The organism is Streptomyces sp. SudanB182_2057 (genome assembly GCF_964272715.1).
GTDB lineage: Bacteria > Actinomycetota > Actinomycetes > Streptomycetales > Streptomycetaceae > Streptomyces > Streptomyces rubradiris.
Genome location: NZ_OZ186798.1, coordinates 5,901,711 through 5,918,316, shown reverse-complemented (window position 1 = coordinate 5,918,316; position 16,606 = coordinate 5,901,711). Strand labels below are relative to the sequence as shown.

Annotated in this window: 11 protein-coding genes; 6 read left to right on the top strand and 5 right to left on the bottom strand. The window is 73.3% G+C overall.

What is annotated here, in order from left to right; translation table 11 throughout:
* The first annotated feature begins 77 nt into the window (after positions 1-77).
* On the top strand, positions 78-1,541 hold the full coding sequence (locus tag ACSURM_RS26170; protein ID WP_436958201.1) for a DUF1996 domain-containing protein: 1,464 nt from the start codon (positions 78-80) through the stop codon (positions 1,539-1,541).
* Positions 1,542-1,615: 74 nt separating this feature from the next.
* Here the strand turns inward: ACSURM_RS26170 and ACSURM_RS26165 are convergent, their stop codons facing one another.
* Positions 1,616-2,008, bottom strand: a complete 393-nt coding sequence (locus ACSURM_RS26165) for a hypothetical protein (RefSeq protein WP_436958200.1) — start codon at positions 2,006-2,008, stop codon at positions 1,616-1,618.
* A 97-nt stretch (positions 2,009-2,105) separates the two neighbouring features.
* Between ACSURM_RS26165 and ACSURM_RS26160 the strand changes: the two genes are divergently transcribed.
* The 5 genes from ACSURM_RS26160 (at position 2,106) to ACSURM_RS26140 (ending at position 7,413) form a co-directional block, all read left to right on the top strand.
* Positions 2,106-2,624: a tetratricopeptide repeat protein gene (locus ACSURM_RS26160; protein WP_436958199.1), complete on the top strand. Its 519-nt coding sequence runs from the start codon at positions 2,106-2,108 to the stop codon at positions 2,622-2,624.
* A gap of 49 nt (positions 2,625-2,673) precedes the next feature.
* Positions 2,674-4,626 carry a hypothetical protein gene (locus tag ACSURM_RS26155; protein WP_436958198.1) on the top strand — a complete coding sequence of 651 codons (1,953 nt, stop codon included), beginning with the start codon at positions 2,674-2,676 and terminating at the stop codon, positions 4,624-4,626.
* A 124-nt stretch (positions 4,627-4,750) separates the two neighbouring features.
* Positions 4,751-5,629 (top strand): metal-dependent hydrolase, encoded by an 879-nt coding sequence (locus ACSURM_RS26150; RefSeq protein ID WP_436958197.1) that lies wholly within the window; start codon positions 4,751-4,753, stop codon positions 5,627-5,629.
* Positions 5,629-6,687, top strand: coding sequence for a PDR/VanB family oxidoreductase (locus ACSURM_RS26145; RefSeq protein ID WP_436958196.1), 1,059 nt, complete (start codon positions 5,629-5,631; stop codon positions 6,685-6,687). The genes ACSURM_RS26150 and ACSURM_RS26145 overlap by 1 nt, the downstream gene beginning before the upstream one ends.
* A gap of 36 nt (positions 6,688-6,723) precedes the next feature.
* On the top strand, positions 6,724-7,413 hold the full coding sequence (locus ACSURM_RS26140; protein WP_436958195.1) for a TetR/AcrR family transcriptional regulator: 690 nt from the start codon (positions 6,724-6,726) through the stop codon (positions 7,411-7,413).
* 9 nt (positions 7,414-7,422) lie between these two features.
* Here ACSURM_RS26140 and ACSURM_RS26135 read toward each other — a convergent pair whose 3' ends face one another.
* From ACSURM_RS26135 to ACSURM_RS26120, 4 genes are all read right to left on the bottom strand, one after another.
* Positions 7,423-7,785: a 5-carboxymethyl-2-hydroxymuconate Delta-isomerase gene (locus tag ACSURM_RS26135; RefSeq protein ID WP_436958194.1), complete on the bottom strand. Its 363-nt coding sequence runs from the start codon at positions 7,783-7,785 to the stop codon at positions 7,423-7,425.
* Between the two features lie 31 nt (positions 7,786-7,816).
* Positions 7,817-13,204, bottom strand: coding sequence for a pullulanase-type alpha-1,6-glucosidase (pulA, locus tag ACSURM_RS26130; RefSeq protein WP_436958193.1), 5,388 nt, complete (start codon positions 13,202-13,204; stop codon positions 7,817-7,819).
* 12 nt (positions 13,205-13,216) lie between these two features.
* A complete protein-coding gene (locus tag ACSURM_RS26125; protein ID WP_436958192.1) occupies positions 13,217-14,593 on the bottom strand; it encodes an alpha-amylase in 1,377 nt (458 codons plus the stop codon).
* A 181-nt stretch (positions 14,594-14,774) separates the two neighbouring features.
* Positions 14,775-16,487, bottom strand: a complete 1,713-nt coding sequence (locus tag ACSURM_RS26120; RefSeq protein WP_436961186.1) for a glycoside hydrolase family 13 protein — start codon at positions 16,485-16,487, stop codon at positions 14,775-14,777.
* Positions 16,488-16,606 lie beyond the last annotated feature (119 nt).

The window sequence follows — 16,606 nt, the reverse complement described above, 5'->3', positions numbered from 1 at the left end:
GCGTCCGTATGGAAGGGCGCCGCTTCACTCCTGCCGGGCGCCTCGGTGCCGCCCCACAAGGACGTCAGAGGAGTTCCATGGGACGCAACACACGAAAACGCCGTACGCCGCCGGCCGCCAGGGCCCTCGCCGCGGTGGCGGCCCTGGCGCTCGGCGGGGGCGGACTGGTCTGGGCGAACTTCCACGCCTCGGCGCACGAACCGGACCGGCGGGCCTCGGGCGACAGCCGGACCAAGGCCGCCACCGCCCGGGTCGCCACCGTCTCCTGCCCGGACGTCGGCCAGCGGCTGACGAACGTGCCGGAACCGGCCCGGCAGGGCGTGGCCCGCGAACTGGCCGCTCTGGACCGGCAGATCACCGAGGCGTACGCCCGGCTCGCCGCCACCGGGGACGCGCAGGCGAGGGACCCCGGCTTCGTGCGGACCGCGATCGTCGGCCCCCTCGGCGAGAAGCGGGCGGCGACGATCGACCGGATCCGGCTCGGCGTCCAGCGGGCCGGCGGATCCTTCGACACCGCGCTGGAACGGCTCGCCCCCTGCACGACCCGGAGCGCGAACCGGACCGAAGCGGGCGGCGGGCCGCAAGACGGCGGGCAGCGGGGAGGCATCGGCGGGCAGGCCGGCAACGGCCCCGTCGCGGCGGACTTCGTGGACATCACCAAGGTCGCGCCGAACGTCCGGGGCGGGCCGCGCCGGACCGGCGACGCCTCGACCGGCACGTTCACCACCCGCTGCGGGGTGAACGCCAACAAGAACCACAACACCGACAACGTGATCGTGGCGCCCGGTGTCACCAACGGCGCGCACCACCTGCACGACTACGTCGGCAACCAGAGGGTCGACGCCTTCGCGAGCGATCGGACGCTGCTGCGGGGCGGCACCAGTTGCCGCGACCGCGGCGACCTGTCGTCGTACTACTGGCCGGTGCTCCGCGTCCAGGACGGCACCCGGGACTTCGACCAGAACGCCGACGGCGGCGGCAGGGAGGGCAACGCCGGCCGGATCCTGACCCCGGTCCAGGCGGAGATCACGTACGTCGGCAGCCCGGTGGGCAAGGTCGTCGCGATGCCGCGGTTCCTGCGCGTCATCACCGGTGACGCCAAGGCCACCACCAACGGCCCGGCCAACGCCAACGCGCACTGGAGCTGCACCGGCTTCGAGGACAGGGTGCAGCTCACCGACCGGTACCCGATCTGTCCCCGGGGCAGCGAGGTGGTGCGCTCCTTCGCCTTCCAGAGCTGCTGGGACGGGCGGAACACCGACAGCGCCAACCACCGTACACACGTGGCCTACGCCGACCCGGCCAGTGGCGCCTGCCCGGAGGGGTTCACGGCGATCCCGCGGCTGACCATGCGGCTCGTCTACGCCGTTCCCCCGCCGGTGATCGGGAACGGGCAGGTGCGGAACGCCTACGCGGTGGACGGCTTCCCCGAGCAGCTGCACAAGCCGGCCACGGACCACGACGACTTCATCAGCGTCACCAGGAACGGACTGGCCGACAGGATCGCCGACTGCCTCAACCGCGGTCTCAGCTGCGCGTGACCCCCACCACGGGCAGCTGACCGAAGGCCGGTGACGTCCCCCTCGTCACCGGCCTTCACCCTGCCCCGGCCGGTTCAGCCGCCGTGCGCGTGGTGGTCGGCGCCCGTCTCCAGCTCGCCGCCCAGCGTGCCGCGCAGCGCCCGGACCACCCCTTCGTCGCCGACGGCGACCCACTTGCGGCCGACCAGGAAGTGTCCGCCGTAGTCCTTGGCCTCCTCCGTCCACTCGCGCCGGCCCCGGTCGGTGGCGAAGGTGGCGAGGACGAACCGCCCCCGGGCCGTACGGCAGACGGCCTGGCGGATCTCGTCCGCGTCGGTCTGCACGTCCGGCTCGCACCCCACCTCGGCGGCCAGTTCCTCCAGGCCGCCGGTCGCGGCGGGCGGCACCCGGTCGGTGTCCTCGCCCGAGCCGCAGCCCGCCAGCGCCAGCAGTACGGCCGCGACGGGCGCGAGTCGCGTCACCCTCATCTGTCCCTCCGGTCCCGATGTGCCGGGCGGGCCCCGGCCCCCACGGGTACGGCTCCCGGGCCCGGCGCGCTCAAACCCGGTGACCGGACACGCACGCGTGTGCGAGGCTGGCGCGGTGAACCAAGACTGGGAAGACCGCGTGGCCGCCGCCTGGGCCACGCTCGACGACTATCCGCAGGAGCGGGCGCACGAGTTCCGCGCGCTGATCGACGCCCTCGTCGCCGAACTGCCCGCCGGCAGCCCGCTCGGCCCGTTCGAACGGGCCAGCGCCTTCGACTCAACTGGGCACTCCGACAAGGCGGTACCGCTGTACCGGGAGGCGCTGGCCCTCGGCCTCACCGGCTACAAGGGCCGCCGGGCGAAGATCCAACTGTCCAGCTCGCTGCGGAACATCGGGCAGCCGGAGGAGGGCGTCAAGCTGCTCACCCCCGAACTCGACGCTCCGTCCGACGAGTTGGACGACGCGATCCGGGCGGCCCTCGCCCTGTGCCTGTCCAGCCTCGGCCGCGACCGCGAGGGCCTTTCCCTGGTGCTCGGCGCACTCGCCCCGCATCTGCCGCGCTACCAGCGGTCGATGGCCAACTACGCGCGCGCCCTGGTCGATCCGGAGTCCTGAACCGGCCGCGCGGCGGTGACCGTCCACCGGCTCGCTCGTTCTTCCGGGCGTGCAGTCACAGGATCTCTCCCAGCGCCACGCACCCTCCGCCGGACCCGGCCCGGTCGACGCCGAGCAGGCCGAGGCCGTGCTCGCCGAGCACTACCCCCGGCTGGTCCGGCTCGCCTACCTCGTGCTGCCCCCGGGCCTCGGCCGCGGCCGCCGCGTGCTGACCGCACACGCCCTCGCCCAGCGGGCCCTGCCCCGGGGCCGCACGCAGCCGGCCCCGATCCCGGCCCAGGGCGGCGGCCGGGCGGACGACCCGGGGTACGCCTATCTGCGCGAGCGGGTGCTGCGCATGGCCCTGGCGGCGGCCCGCCCCCGCCGGGGCCTGCCCCGCCTCGCCCAGCTGCCGCCGCCGCTGCCGCGGGTGTGGGGGCTCAGGCTGTTCCCGCGCTCCGGCGGCGCCGACGAACTCGCCCTGGACCAGCGGCTGTCCACCCTCTCCGGCCCGGCCCGCGCCGCCTATGTGCTGCGCGGCCTGGAGCAGTTGCCCGACGCGGACATCCGCAAGCTGCTGAAGGCGGCCGGGGTGTCCGACCCGGGGGGCGCGCTGGCCTCGGCGAACGGTGTGCCCGCGCACCCGGGGCTGCTCTCCTCCCCCGAGTTCGACCCGTGCACGCTCCAGGCCCGGCCCACCGATCTGATGCGCCGCCGCCAGCACACCAAGGCCGCCCTCGCCGCCGCCGCGGCGCTCGCGGTCTGCGGCGCGCTGGTGGCCCTGCCGGGCGGCGGCTGGGGCCCGGACGGCGCCGCCGCGCCCGTGTACGCCGGGAACCCCGCCGCCGAGGCCGCCCTCGACCCGGGCAGGCTGACCCGGGCCGCCCCCGACGCCTGGCGGACGGCGGACCGTACCGACTTCTCCGTGTGGCCCGCGCGCGGCCCGCTCACCGATGACCAGGCCCTGCTGCGCCGCGCCCTGGCCGTGTGGGCCCGCCCCGGCAGGACCGTCCGGGTGTCGGCGACCCCCGGCACCCCGACCGGCGGCCCGGCCGGCCCGCCGCAGCTGCTGTACGCGGGCGAGGTCGACGCCGCCCGCGTGGTGCTCCTCCACGACGGCCTGCGCATCGCCCGTTACGCCGAGCCGAAGGACGGCACGCAGGGCGCGGCCCTGGACTTCGCCCGGGTCGACGGCGCGACGGGGGCCGGGGCGAGCGCGCTGGTGCTGGGCCGCTCCGACGCCAACGTCCGCTATCTGACGGCTCCTTGGGTGACGAAGGCGGCCCAGCGGGACCTGACGAAGCCGGACTCGGCCGCCGTCCCGCTCCCCCTCGCCGACGGCGTGACCGGGCCGCTGGCCGGCCCCGCCCTCCAGTCCGGCGGCTGCGCCTCGTGGACCGTGCTCCAGCTGACCGACGCCTCCGGCACCCACCTGGGCACCGACCTCGGCGAACTGGTGCCGGCCCGGCTGACGGCCGGGCGGCCCGACGCGGCCAAGGACGCCTCCGGTCCGCGGGGGCTGCGCACCTGGGCGCCGTTCGCCTGCTCGCTGGCGGCCATGCGCTCGGCGGGCGTGCGCAGCGTCAACGCCTGGGCGTTCGCCGAGCAGCCGCTGCCCGGCGCGAGCGAAGCGAGATGGGGGTCCCCCCGCCCGGAGGGTGCGGGAGGGTCCGGCACCTGGGTGTGCACCCGGGCGGAGACCTGGCGCGGGGACGGCACGACCACGCTGGCCCAGTTCCGGGCGCCGGGCGGGGCGGCAGGGGCGGTCGTCGCCAAGGGCGCGGACGTGCCGGCCTGCGGGCCGCGCGACCCCCGGGTGCTGGCCGGGGTGCTGTGGAAGTCGGCGGCCGGGAACTGGTACCTGCTGGCGGCGGGCAGCAAGGACACGGTGTCGATCGAGGCCACGGGCGGGGTCACCGCGTCCGGTCCGGGACCGCTGCTGGTGGCGCGGGCCGAGCAGGGGGCGCGGGCCGAGCTGAAGGGCGTGTCGGCGGACGGCCGGGAGATCAGCGGCCTGCGGTAGCGCTCCGGCGCCGACAAGGTGGGCGCGGGGGCTCGGCCGCGAAGGGAGGGACGCGGGGGTTCCCGGCCGCGAAGGTGGGGCGCGGGGGGTTCTCAGCCGCGCTACCCGTCAGTACATTGACGCCATGTCTAATACGCAGGCCCGGGTGCCGCTCAAGGCACGCCAGGTGTCCTTCTCCTGGGACGGCACGCCGCTGCACTGGGTGCCGGGCGATCCCCTCACCACGCACACCATCAATGTGCTGCACCTGCTGCTGCCCGCCGGGGAGCGCTGGTTCGTGCGGGTGTACCAGCAGGCGCTGCCGCTGATCCGGGACGACCGGCTCCGCGAGGACGTCATCGGCTTCATCGGGCAGGAGGCCGTGCACTCCCAGGCGCACGACGAGGTGCTGCCCCGCCTGAAGGAGCTGGGGCTCGACCCGACGCCGTACACCGCGCAGGTCGACTGGTTCTTCGAGAAGCTGCTCGGCGACCGGACCCTGCCGCCGGGCAGGCCGCGCAGGTGGTGGCTGCTGGAGCGGGTCGCGCTGATCGCGGCCATCGAGCACTACACGGCGTTCCTCGGGAACTGGGTGCTGAACGCCGGGGAGCTGGACCGGCGCGGCGCCGACCCGGTCATGCTGGACCTGCTGCGCTGGCACGGCGCGGAGGAGGTCGAGCACCGCTCGGTCGCCTTCGAGCTGTTCACGCACCTCGACGGAAGCTACCGCCGGCGGGTGCGGACCTGGGCCACCGCCTTCACGGCACTGGTGTTCCTGTGGCAGCGCGGGGTGCGGTTCTTCATGGCGAACGACCCGGCCCTCACCGACGGCAGGGCCTCGCTCAAGGACTTCCACGACCGGGGCAGGCAGGGTCTGCTGCCGGGCACCGGGGACATGCTGCGGTCCATACCCCGCTATCTGAGCCGCGCCTACCACCCCTCCCAGGAGGGCGACACCGAGCAGGCCCTCGCCTATCTGGCCGTCTCCCCCGCGGCCACGGCGGCGGAACGGAGGGCCGCGTGATGCCGAAGCCGCGCACCGCCGCGCTCGCCCTGGGCGCCACGGCCGCCGCCCTGCTCACCCGGCGGGCCCTGCGCCGCCGGGTGAGCGCCTCGCCGCTGTGGCCGCTGCCCGCCCTGGACCCGCCGGTCTCCGGCCAGGCCCGCCCCCGGCCCCTGCGGCTGCTGCTCACCGCGCACGAGACCGTCGCCGACGGGGTCGTACGGCTGCGTCTGGAGGGCCGCGGGCTGCCGCGCTGGGAGCCGGGGGCGCATGTCGACCTGGTGCTGCCCTCCGGCCTCGTGCGGCAGTACTCCCTGTGCGGGGACCCGTCGGACACCTCCGCCTACACCCTCGCCACCCGGCTGGTGCCGGACGGCCGGGGCGGCTCCCGCGAGGTGCACGAGCAACTCACCGAGGGCATGGAGCTGGAGGTGCGCGGACCACGGAATCGTTTCCCCCTGGTCGCGGCGCCCGCCTACGTCTTCGTCGCCGGCGGCATCGGCATCACCCCCGTCCTGCCGATGCTGCGGGCCCTGCCGGACGGCGCCGAGTGGCGGCTGCTGTACGGCGGGCGGACGCGGGCCTCGATGCCGTTCCTCGACGAGGTGGCACAGCTCGCGGGCGACCGGCTGACGGTCGTCGCCGAGGACGAGGACGGGCGGCCGGACCTGGCCGCGCTGTTCGCGGGGACGGCCGGGGGCACGGCGGTGTACTGCTGCGGGCCCGAGGGGCTGATGGCGGCCGTGGAGCGGGCCCTGCCGGAAGGGGCCACGCTGCACCTGGAGCGGTTCGCGCCGCGTACGGCGGCCGGCCCGGACGCCGCCTTCGAGGTGGAACTGCGCCGCAGCGGGCGCACGGTGACGGTCCCGGCCGGCTCCAGCGTGCTGGCCGCCGTACGCCGGGAGCTGCCCGGCACCGCCTACTCCTGCGAGCAGGGCTTCTGCGGCACCTGTCAGCAGCGGGTGTTGGAGGGCGAGGTCGAGCACCGGGACGAGCTGCTGACGGACGCCGAGCGGCACGACTCGATGCTGATCTGCGTGTCCCGGGCCCGCGGCGACCGGCTGGTGCTCGACATGTGATCACCGGCGGCCGAATCCGCTCGGTAAGGTGTTCGTATGAGGACCGGGGTTCGCCGCAGGATGGGCGTCGAGGAGCGTCGGCAGCAGCTGATCGGCGTCGCCCTGGAGCTGTTCAGCCAACGCTCGCCCGACGAGGTCTCGATCGACGAGATAGCCTCGGCGGCGGGCATCTCGCGCCCGCTGGTGTACCACTACTTCCCGGGCAAACTCAGCCTGTACGAGGCGGCGTTGAAGCGGGCGGCGGAGGATCTGGCGAGCCGTTTCGACGAGCCGCGCGAGGGGCCGCTCGGCGCCCGGCTGCTGCGGGTGATGGGCCGCTACTTCGACTTCGTCGACCAGCACGGCCCCGGCTTCTCGGCGCTGCTGCGCGGCGGCCCGGCGGTCGGCTCGTCGGCGACCAACGCGCTCATCGACTCCGTACGGCAGGCCGCCTACGACCAGATCCTGTCGCACCTGGGCGTGACCGAGGCGTCCCCGCGGCTGGAACTGGTGGTCCGCTCCTGGATCTCGCTCGCCGAGTCCACGGCCCTGATCTGGCTGGAGGGCCGACGGGTGCCGCGCGCCGAGCTGGAGGCGCAGCTCGTGCACGACTTCGCCGCGCTGGCCGCCGTCAGCGCCACCCACGACGAGGGCATGGCCGAGCTGGTGCGCACGCTGATGAAGGACGAGCCGGCCGACGGCCCCTTCGCGGAGCTGGCCGGCCGGCTCGTCGCCCTCGGTTCCTGAGCGGGCGCCCTACGCGTCGGACTTGCGGTACGACGGATCGAGGTCGCGGATCTCCGCGGAGGCGTGCAGGGCGAACGCCCCGCCCGTCACGTGCTCCCGCAGCAGCTCCACGGCCCGCCGCGTCAGCCGTGCCTTCGTCTCGTCGGGGCGCCCGGCGAGCAGCCCGATGGTCACGTGGGCGACGGCGTGCCCGCGCGCCCCGGGGTCCTCGTACCCGAACGCCGTGAGCGCGCTCGGCCGGAACTGCGACTTGCAGGCCTCCGGCTTCGCCGCCGCTATCTCCACGACGGCCTCGTGCAGCGCCCGCGCGAACCCCTCGCGGTCGAAGGCGTCCTCCATGAGGCCGGAGTAGTCGATGGTGATCTGCGGCATGCGCACTCCTGTTCTGGGCAACGGCCTCACCCTAGTCCCCCGCCCGGGTGAACACCGCGACGGTCCGCGCCGGGACGGTGAACGTGCCCGAACCGGCCGCGTAGGACGAGGACTTCACGGTGTCGTCCGCGCCGGTGGCCTGCACGGGGTGGAGGGTGTAGGGGGTGCCGGCGAGGGCGCCGACGCGCTGGTCCTGCCGTTCGGGGGTGGCGTTGAAGACCACGACCAGGTTGCCGAGCTTCATCGTGATCACACCCGGGGTCTCGTCGCCGCCGGACAGCGGGAAGGAGAGCCGGCCTTGGACCTCGGCGGTGGTGGCCAGGGAGAAGGCCCGCTCGGTGGTCCGGATCCGCAGCAGGTCCCGGTAGGCGGCCGAGGCCCCGGTGATCTCCGGGCAGCCGACCCGGACGGTGCGGAGCAGCGGCCTGGCGTAGTCCCACTTGGACCGGTTGTCGGCCGCCGGGGGCAGCCCGCGGCCGAAGCCGTTGCCGTCGGCGCAGTCCCAGTGGATGGCGTTGAACCAGTCGCCGCTGTCGAAGGAGTTGCGGTCCAGGGACTTCGAGCGCAGCAGGTCGCTGCCCGCCTGCGACAGCGCCGGCCCCTGGGAGAGGGCGGCCGTGGCCATGGCCAGGACCTGCATCCGGGCCCGGTCACCGGCGGACGTGCCCTGGGGCAGCTTGTAGGCCAGCGCGTCGAACAGCGACTCGTTGTCGTGCGCGTCCGCGTAGGCCAGGGCGTCCCCGGGGGCGTCGGCGTATCCGGCGGGTGAGCCGTTGTAGTCCACCTGCGCGCCGGTCACCTGCCGGCCCGCGGTGTCCGTGAAGCGGAACCCGGCGAGATTCCCGGTGAGCCCGACCTTGATCAGGTCCTGGTAGTGCAGCAGCCGGGCCCGCTGTTCCTCCTTCGTGCCGTTGGCGGCGGAGGTGTTGGGGTCGGTGTACAGCCCCGAGGCGAAGCCCTGTACGCCGGGGTCGGCGTCGAAGGGGCCGCCGCCGCGCACCGCGTCCCGGGCCCGGTCGGAGAAGGTGGCGATGCCGGTTCCGGCCATGTTCTCCTGCGTGGCCTGTACGAACCGGGCGTCGTCGGCGACCTCGCCGAAGTTCCACCCCTCCCCGTACAGGATGATCTTCTTGCCGTCCACGCCGTCCTTGGCGGGGGTCAGCGCGTCCAGGGCCTCGCGGACGGCCAGGATGTTGGCCTTGGGGTGGTGGCCCATAAGGTCGAAGCGGAACCCGTCGACCTTGTACTGCCTGGCCCAGGTGACGACCGAGTCCACCACCAGCTTGCCCATCATGGCGTTCTCCGGCGCGGTGTTGGCGCAACAGGTGCTGTTCGCCACCGACCCGTCCGCCAGCAGACGCTGGTAGTAGCCCGGCACGATCCGGTCCAGCACGGAGGTGTCCGCCTGCCCGCTCGCCGCCGTGTGGTTGTACACCACGTCCAGCACCACCCGCAGCCCGTCCTCGTTCAGTGCCCGCACCATCCGGCGGAACTCCACCGTCCGGGCCGTACCGTCGGGATCGGTGGCGTAGGAGCCCTCGGGGACGGTGTAGTGGTACGGGTCGTACCCCCAGTTGTACGCGTCCTTCGCGGCGACCTCGCCCACGCACTCCTGCTGCCGCTCGGAGTCCGCCGGGAAGGCGGTCAAGTCGCAGTCCGGGACCGCCTGATCCGTCTTCCGCTCGGGGATCGTGGCGATGTCGAAGGCGGGCAGCAGGTGCACGTACGACGTCCCCGACTCGGCCAGCTTCCTCAGGTGCCGGGAGCCGTCGCTGTCCTTGTCGGTGAACGCCAGATAGGTGCCCGGGTGCCTGGCGGTGCGGTCCTCGACGGAGAAGTCCCGGATGTGCAGCTCCTGGATCCGCGCGTCCCGCGGCGGCACGGCCTTCGGCTTGCGCAGGTCCGACCAGCCCGCCGGGGCCAGGGACTTGTCGTCCAGGTCCACGACCAGGCTGCGCTCGGAGTCCGCGGTGAGCGCGAGCGAGTACGGGTCGGTGACCTTGTTGGTGACCACCTTGCCCGCGCTGGGCGCCCAGACCTTCACCACGTACCGGTACGGCTTGCCCTTCCAGGACGCCGGCCCCGTGACGGACCACACGCCCGTGGAGTCGTCCCGGCGCATCTTCCTGACCGTGCCGTCCAGCTCCAGCGACACGCTCCGCGCTGTCGGGGCCCACACGGACAGCGTGGGTTTCCCGTCGCGGAACACCGGCCCGAGGCGCGCCTTGGTGGCGCCGGGGTGGAGGTCGTCCAGCACGCCGGCGATCTGTACACCGGTCGCGGCCAGCACGGCCCCGTTCTCCGCCCGCTGCGAGACGACCAGCTGACCCTTGACCGCTTCACGCACCCGGTCCCGGTCGCGCGGGTCGACGGACCAGGCGGTGTAGTCCCTCAGGTGCGGGAACCTCGCCTTCTGGGCGTCGGTCAGGGCCGTCTTCGCCAGCCTGATCCAGCGCTCGTCGTCGCCGCTCAGGGTCCCGTCCCGGACGGTCAGGGAGCCGTCGAGGGAGTACAGCAGCTGGGTGGAGGCGGCGCCCGCCACGCCGTTCCAGGCGACGGTGTCCCGGTCGATCCAGACGGCCTCGGCGGTGGTGAGGTCGAGCGCGGCGGCGGTGCCGGCCGGCTGCGGCAGCAGGTGCTTCTCCTGGCCGTTCACCAGCCACACCTCGTGGCCGTCGGCCTTGAGGTCCAGGCTCCGGTCGGCCGGGAGGTCCTTCTCGTCGCCCTTGTGGATGATGTAGCCGAGACTGGTGGCACCCTGGGTGAGGGGCACCTCGAAGACCGCGCCATAGGCATCAGTCTTCACCGGCTCCAGCGGCCGCGACCAGTCGGTGGGGTGCGCGGCGCCCGTCCAGACGTGCAGGCCCCAGCCGTCGTAGTCCCCGTCGGCGCGGTGGTAGTGCAGGACGGCCTTGGCCGTGTCCTGGGCGGGGTACTCCGGCCGCTCGGTGCGCACGTCGGCCCTGCCCTGCTCGATCCACACCTCGCCGGTGCGGGTGACGTCGATGGACCGGTCGGCGGACACGTCCTTGTTCCCGTCCTTGTCGACGACCAGGAACCCGACGTTCGAGGCGCCCGGCCGGAGCTTGACGTAGGCGAAGGCGCCGTAGGCGTCCCGGCCGATGAAGGGGTGGCCGGCCGGCCAGGTGGTGGCCTCGCCGTCGGCCAGGTCGCCCCAGGCGTACAGGCCCCAGCCGTCGTAGTCGCCGTCGGCGCGCTTGTAGTGGACGATCGCGTGGTCCCGGGAGGAGGCCCTGGGGACCTCGGGCGCGGGCGGGGTGCCGGTGGTGCTGCTCGCCGTGGCGCTCGCGGTGTGCCCGGTCGAGTCGATGACGACGGCCTTGTAGCGCAGCGCGGTCCCGGCGGGCACCTCGGTGGCGAGGGTCTGGGTCACCTTGTAGGGGGCGTGGTCGGCGGAGCCGAGCGTCTGCCACTTCCCGTTGCCGACCTGGGCGGCGAAGACGACCCGGTTGAGCTGTCCGCCGTCGACGTCGGCCTGGACTTCGACCGTCCCCGTGGCTCCGGCGGCCGGGGCGGTCAGGGTGATCGTCGGCTCGGCGGTGGGCCCGGCGAGCTTTCCGGCCGCCTTGAGGACGACGGCGGACCCGGCCGGGACGGTGACGGTGAGCCGCCGGTCGCCGTCGGAGCGCACCGAGCCGGTGGCGCCGTGGATCCCCCGGTACGTCATGTCCGCCGACCCGGTCGCGAAGGTCGCCGTCCGCTCCGAGCCGGCGTTGTTGAAGGCGACGACGTACTCCTGGCCTGACGCGGCGTCGGTGCGGGTGAAGGCGTAGATCCCGGGGCCGTCGGCCGCGTACCGCTCGGTCTGCACGCCGTCCGTCAGGGCCGGTTCGGCCTTGCGGAGCCGGGACAGGTCCGCGATCCGCCGGTACAGCGGGGCGCCGGTGTCGTAGGCGGCGCTCGCGTGGGTGCGGTCGGTGCCGATCTCGTCGTCGTCCAGGTAGTCGGCGACCTTGGAGGCGAACATGGTCTGGCGGGCGTCTTTGTCGCCGCCGGAGCCGGTGAAGCCCTGTTCGTCGCCGTAGTAGACGACGGGGTTGCCCCGGCTGAGGAACATCAGCTCGTTGGCGAGCCGGTCCTTGGCCAGGATCTCGGCGTCGGTCGCGTGCGGGTTGTCCTGCTTCAGGAAGGTTCCGATGCGGCCCATGTCGTGGTTGCCGAGGAAGGTGACCTGTTCGTAGGCGTTGGCCTTGTCGGTCGTGTACTTGTGGTCGGCGCCGAAGACGGCCGCCAGCTTCCGGGCGCTGCCGCCCTGGGAGGCGTAGGCGCGGGCCGCGTCCTGGAAGGGGAAGTCGAGGGTGGCGTCGAGCCGGCCCCGGGTGACGTACGGGGCGGTGACGGCGGGGTCGGCGGAGTAGACCTCGCCGAACATGAAGAAGTCCTTCCGGCCGCGCTCGGCCGCGTAGCGGTCCAGCGCGGTGGCCCACTGGGTCCAGAACTCCATGTTCACGTGCTTGACGGTGTCGATCCGGAAGCCGTCGACGGCGAAGTCCCGCACCCAGCGCTGGTAGATCCGCTCCATGCCGCGGACGACCTCGGGGCGCTCGGTCCACAGGTCGTCCAGGCCGGAGAAGTCGCCGTAGGTGGTGGACTCGCCGGTGTACGTCGAGTCGCCCCGGTTGTGGTACATCGCCGGGTCGTTGAGCCAGGCCGGGATCTTGGCCTGGCTGGTCGCCCTCGGGGTGTAGGGGAAGGAGCCGGTGCCGACGGGCGGGAACGCCTTCGTGCCGTCGGCGTGGCCGGCGTCGTCGAAGGGCCGGCCGTCCTCGGTCAGGTAGGGGAAGGCGCCCTTGGAGAGGTAGTCGTAGGACTTCTCGTCGTAGTCGACGAGGTCGGCGGTGTGGTTGGTGATGACGTCGAAGAAGACCTTCATGCCCTTGGCGTGCGCCTTGGAGATGAGGTCCTTCAGGTCCTGGTCGGTGCCGAAGTGCGGGTCGACCTGGGTGAAGTCGGTGATCCAGTACCCGTGGTAGCCCGCGGAAGCGTTGCCGCCGGTGCCCTGTACGGGGCGGTTCTTGAAGATCGGCGCCAGCCAGATGGCGGTGGTGCCGAGTCCCTTGATGTAGTCCAGCTTCCCGGTCAGGCCCTTGAGGTCGCCGCCCTGGTAGAAGCCCTTGTCGGCGGGGTCGTAGCCGGTGTTCAGCCGGGAACCGGTCAGGCCGCCCCGGTCGTTGGACGGGTCGCCGTTGGCGAAGCGGTCCGGCAGGACGAAGTAGAACTGCTCGCGGGTGGCGTCGTGCCGGGCGGGCGCGGCGGCCAGCCGGGCGTCCGAGGGTGGCGCGGGCGGGCCGGCCGCGTGGGCCGCCAGGGGCGGGAGCAGCGTGGCGGCGAGGGCCGCGGCGGTGACGGCCGCCGCTCTCGCGCGGCGCCTGGGCGGCGCCTGCCGTCTTGGTGTCACTGGGGTGGCTCCTCAGCAGTTCGGCTTGCCGGTGTACAGCGCCAGGGCGGTGTCGGGGGCCAGGGTGGCGGTGAACTGGCCGGCGGCGTTCACGGTCACCGGCCTGTTGCCCTGCACGTCGCAGTAGGTCCCGGCGGGCAGGGAGGTCTGGTAGGTGCGGGTCGTGCTGCCCGGCTCGTGGTTGATGGCCACGTACCCCTTGGTGCCCCGGCCGAAGGCGATCCAGTTGCCCCCGTTGTCCCACCAGTTGGTGACCGCCTGGCCCCGGGTCGCGTTGCGGAAGGCGACCATGGACTTGATCTCCGGCCAGGCGTGCTGGCACTTCCAGCCGTTCTGCCAGCAGGCGTCCACCCGGCCGCCGTTCGGCGGGCCGGCGTCGGCGTCCGACCACTCGTAGCCGGAGTTGACGTCGGGGGCGCCGTACGGCCAGGCCAGCATGAAGACGTTGGCCAGGGTGTAGTTCGCGCCGTTCTTGTAGCTGAGCGTGCTGCCGTTGCGCTCGGTGTCGTGGTTGTCCACGAAGACGCCCGCGGCCGAGCCGCTCAGGTAGCCCCAGCCCTCGCCGTAGTTCTTCAGGTACGCGAGCTTCTCGGCGGTGAAGACCCGCTTGAGGTCGTAGGCGTAGCGGAACTCCTGGACGTCTCCGTTGCCGGTGTACTCGGAGGGCTGGACGGCCTCGCCCGCGCCGTGGATGACCTCCTGCTTCCAGTGGACCGACGGGTTGGTCAGCCGGCTCTTGATGTTCGCCAGGTCCGCGGCCGGTATGTGCTTGGCGCCGTCGATCCGGAAGCCGTCCACGCCCAGGCTCAGCAGGTCGTTCAGATAACCGGCGATCGTCTTGCGGACGTACTCCTCGCCGGTGTCCAGGTCGGCCAGGCCGAGGAGTTCGCAGTGCTGGACGTTCCAGCGGTCGGAGTAGTTCGAGATCTGGGCGGTGCAGTCGTCGAAGTCGTAGGACGAGTACAGGCCCGGGTAGGCGTACTTGGTGTACGACGAGCCGCCGGTGCCGGTGCCGGAACCGGCCGACATGTGGTTGACGACGGTGTCGGCGACGACCTTGACCCCGGCCGCGTGGCAGGTGTCCACCATGTTCCGGAAGGCCGTGCGGTCGCCGAGCCGGCCGGCGATCTTGTACGACACCGGCTGGTACGACGTCCACCACTGGGCGCCCTGTATGTGCTCGGCGGGCGGGGAGACCTGGACGTATCCGTAGCCGGCGGGGCCGAGGGCGGTGGTGCACTCCCTGGCCACGGAGGCGTAGTTCCACTCGAAGAGGACGGCGGTGACGTCCTTGGTGCCGGGCGGGGCGGCCTCGGCGGTAGTCGGGGTCATGCCAATCAGGGCGGCGGCGGTGAGGGCGACCGCCGTGGGGAGTGCGCTGCGTGCCATGTGGGGTCCTTCGACGGTGAAGGGGGGGTGGGGGCCGCTGAAGCGGCTTGCTGAAACTTTTCAGCAAACTTGCGGTGACGCAGATGGTAAAGGCCCGCTGCCCGAAAGGCAGCGGGCCGGAGTGAAGGTGATGCGGGAAAGTTTTCCGACGGGGCGTCAGGGGGCCGCCCCAGTGCGGGCGTCAGCGCTCCGCGGACCACCAGACCGTGGTGTCGGCGGGCACCTTCGTCTCGCCGTCCGCCTCGGTGACCTCGTCGCTGGCGAGCAGCACCCGGCCGTGGGACGGCATCGTCACGGACTCGCCGGTGGTGTTGGCCACGCACACGAAGTCGCCCCGCCGGAAGGCCAGGACGCCCTCCGGCGCGCGCAGCCACTCCACCGACTCGCCCGCACCCAGGTCCGGCCGCTCCCGGCGGACCCGCAGCGCCGACCGGTACAGCTCCAGCGTGGAGCCGGGGGTCCCGGTCTGCGCCTCCACGCTCAGCTCGGCCCAGGCCGGCGGCTGGGGCAGCCAGCTGCCACCGCCGCCGAAGCCGTAGGAGGAGCCCGTACGGGTCCAGGGGATCGGCACCCGGCAGCCGTCCCGGAAGCCGTCCTGGCCCGCGCCGCGGAAGTACGCCGGGTCCTGGCGCACCTCGTCGGGCAGGTCCACGACGTCCGGCAGGCCCAGTTCCTCGCCCTGGTAGAGGTAGGCGGAGCCGGGCAGGGCGAGCATCAGCAGGGTGGCGGCGCGGGCGCGGCGCAGGCCCAGCTCGCGGTCGCCGGCCGTGCGGATCTGGGTGCCGAGGCCGGGCGGGTTGGCGAAGCGGGTGGCGTGCCGGGTGACGTCGTGGTTGGACAGCACCCAGGTGGCGGGGGCGCCGACGGGGCGCATCGCGTCCAGGGTGCGGTCGATGACCGTCCGCAGCTCCTTGGCGTCCCAGGCCGTGCCCAGGTACTGGAAGTTGAACGCCTGGTGGAGTTCGTCGGGGCGGACGTAGTTCGCGGTGCGCTCGACGGTGGGGGTCCACGCCTCGGCGACGAAGATGCGGTCTGGGGGTCCCCCCTGCACGGAGTGCTTGGGGGCATATTCTTCGAGGATGCGGCGCCACTGGCGGTAGATGTCGTGCACGCCGTCCTGGTCGAAGAACGGCATGACGTCGTTGCCCAGCAGTTTGACCTGGTCGTGGGAGCCCAGGTCGGGCAGGCCCGCGGCCTTGACCAGGCCGTGGGCGACGTCGATGCGGAAGCCGTCCACGCCCATGTCCAGCCAGAAGCGCAGGATGGAACGGAACTCGTCGCCGACGGCCGGGTGGTCCCAGTTGAAGTCGGGCTGCTCGGGGGCGAACAGATGCAGGTACCACTCGCCGGGGGTGCCGTCCGGCTCGGTCACCCGGGTCCAGGCCGGGCCGCCGAAGATGGACTCCCAGTCGTTGGGCGGCAGTTCGCCGTTCTCGCCCTTGCCGGGCCGGAAGTGGTAGCGCTCGCGCAGCGGGGAGCCGGGGCCCTCGGCGAGGGCGCGCTTGAACCACTCGTGCTGGTCGGAGGAGTGGTTGGGGACCAGGTCCACGATGACGCGCAGGCCGTGCGCGTGGGCGTCGCGGATCAGCGCGTCGGCGTCCAGCAGGGAGCCGAACATCGGGTCGACGGCGCGGTAGTCGGCGACGTCGTAGCCGGCGTCGGCCTGCGGGGAGGCGTAGAAGGGGCTGAGCCACACCGCGTCCACGCCGAGGTCGCGCAGGTAGGGCAGGCGGGAGCGTACGCCCTCCAGGTCGCCCATGCCGTCGCCGTCGCTGTCGGCGAAGCTGCGCGGGTAGACCTGGTAGATGACCGCGTCCCGCCACCAGTCGTGGCGGTCGGCGACGGTGACGGCGTCGGAGTGGCGGGCCGGTGCGGCGGAGTGCTGCTGGCTCATGGCGTCCTTGATACGTAACTGGTGCATGGTGGGCGGTCGTTGGTCGGCCGGAGTACGAGGCGGGCCGCGGTGGCAGCGGGGTCGGTCGGTCCACCGCGGCCCGCCCGGCCGGTGCGGGC

Coding starts and splice junctions, on each gene's coding strand:
- ACSURM_RS26150 (WP_436958197.1), top strand. CDS start 4,751: ATGTCTAATACGCAGGCCCGGGTGCCGCTCAAGGCACGCCAGGTGTCC.
- ACSURM_RS26170 (WP_436958201.1), top strand. CDS start 78: ATGGGACGCAACACACGAAAACGCCGTACGCCGCCGGCCGCCAGGGCC.
- ACSURM_RS26145 (WP_436958196.1), top strand. CDS start 5,629: ATGCCGAAGCCGCGCACCGCCGCGCTCGCCCTGGGCGCCACGGCCGCC.
- ACSURM_RS26135 (WP_436958194.1), bottom strand. CDS start 7,785: ATGCCGCAGATCACCATCGACTACTCCGGCCTCATGGAGGACGCCTTC.
- ACSURM_RS26125 (WP_436958192.1), bottom strand. CDS start 14,593: ATGGCACGCAGCGCACTCCCCACGGCGGTCGCCCTCACCGCCGCCGCC.
- ACSURM_RS26165 (WP_436958200.1), bottom strand. CDS start 2,008: ATGAGGGTGACGCGACTCGCGCCCGTCGCGGCCGTACTGCTGGCGCTG.
- ACSURM_RS26120 (WP_436961186.1), bottom strand. CDS start 16,487: ATGAGCCAGCAGCACTCCGCCGCACCGGCCCGCCACTCCGACGCCGTC.
- ACSURM_RS26140 (WP_436958195.1), top strand. CDS start 6,724: ATGAGGACCGGGGTTCGCCGCAGGATGGGCGTCGAGGAGCGTCGGCAG.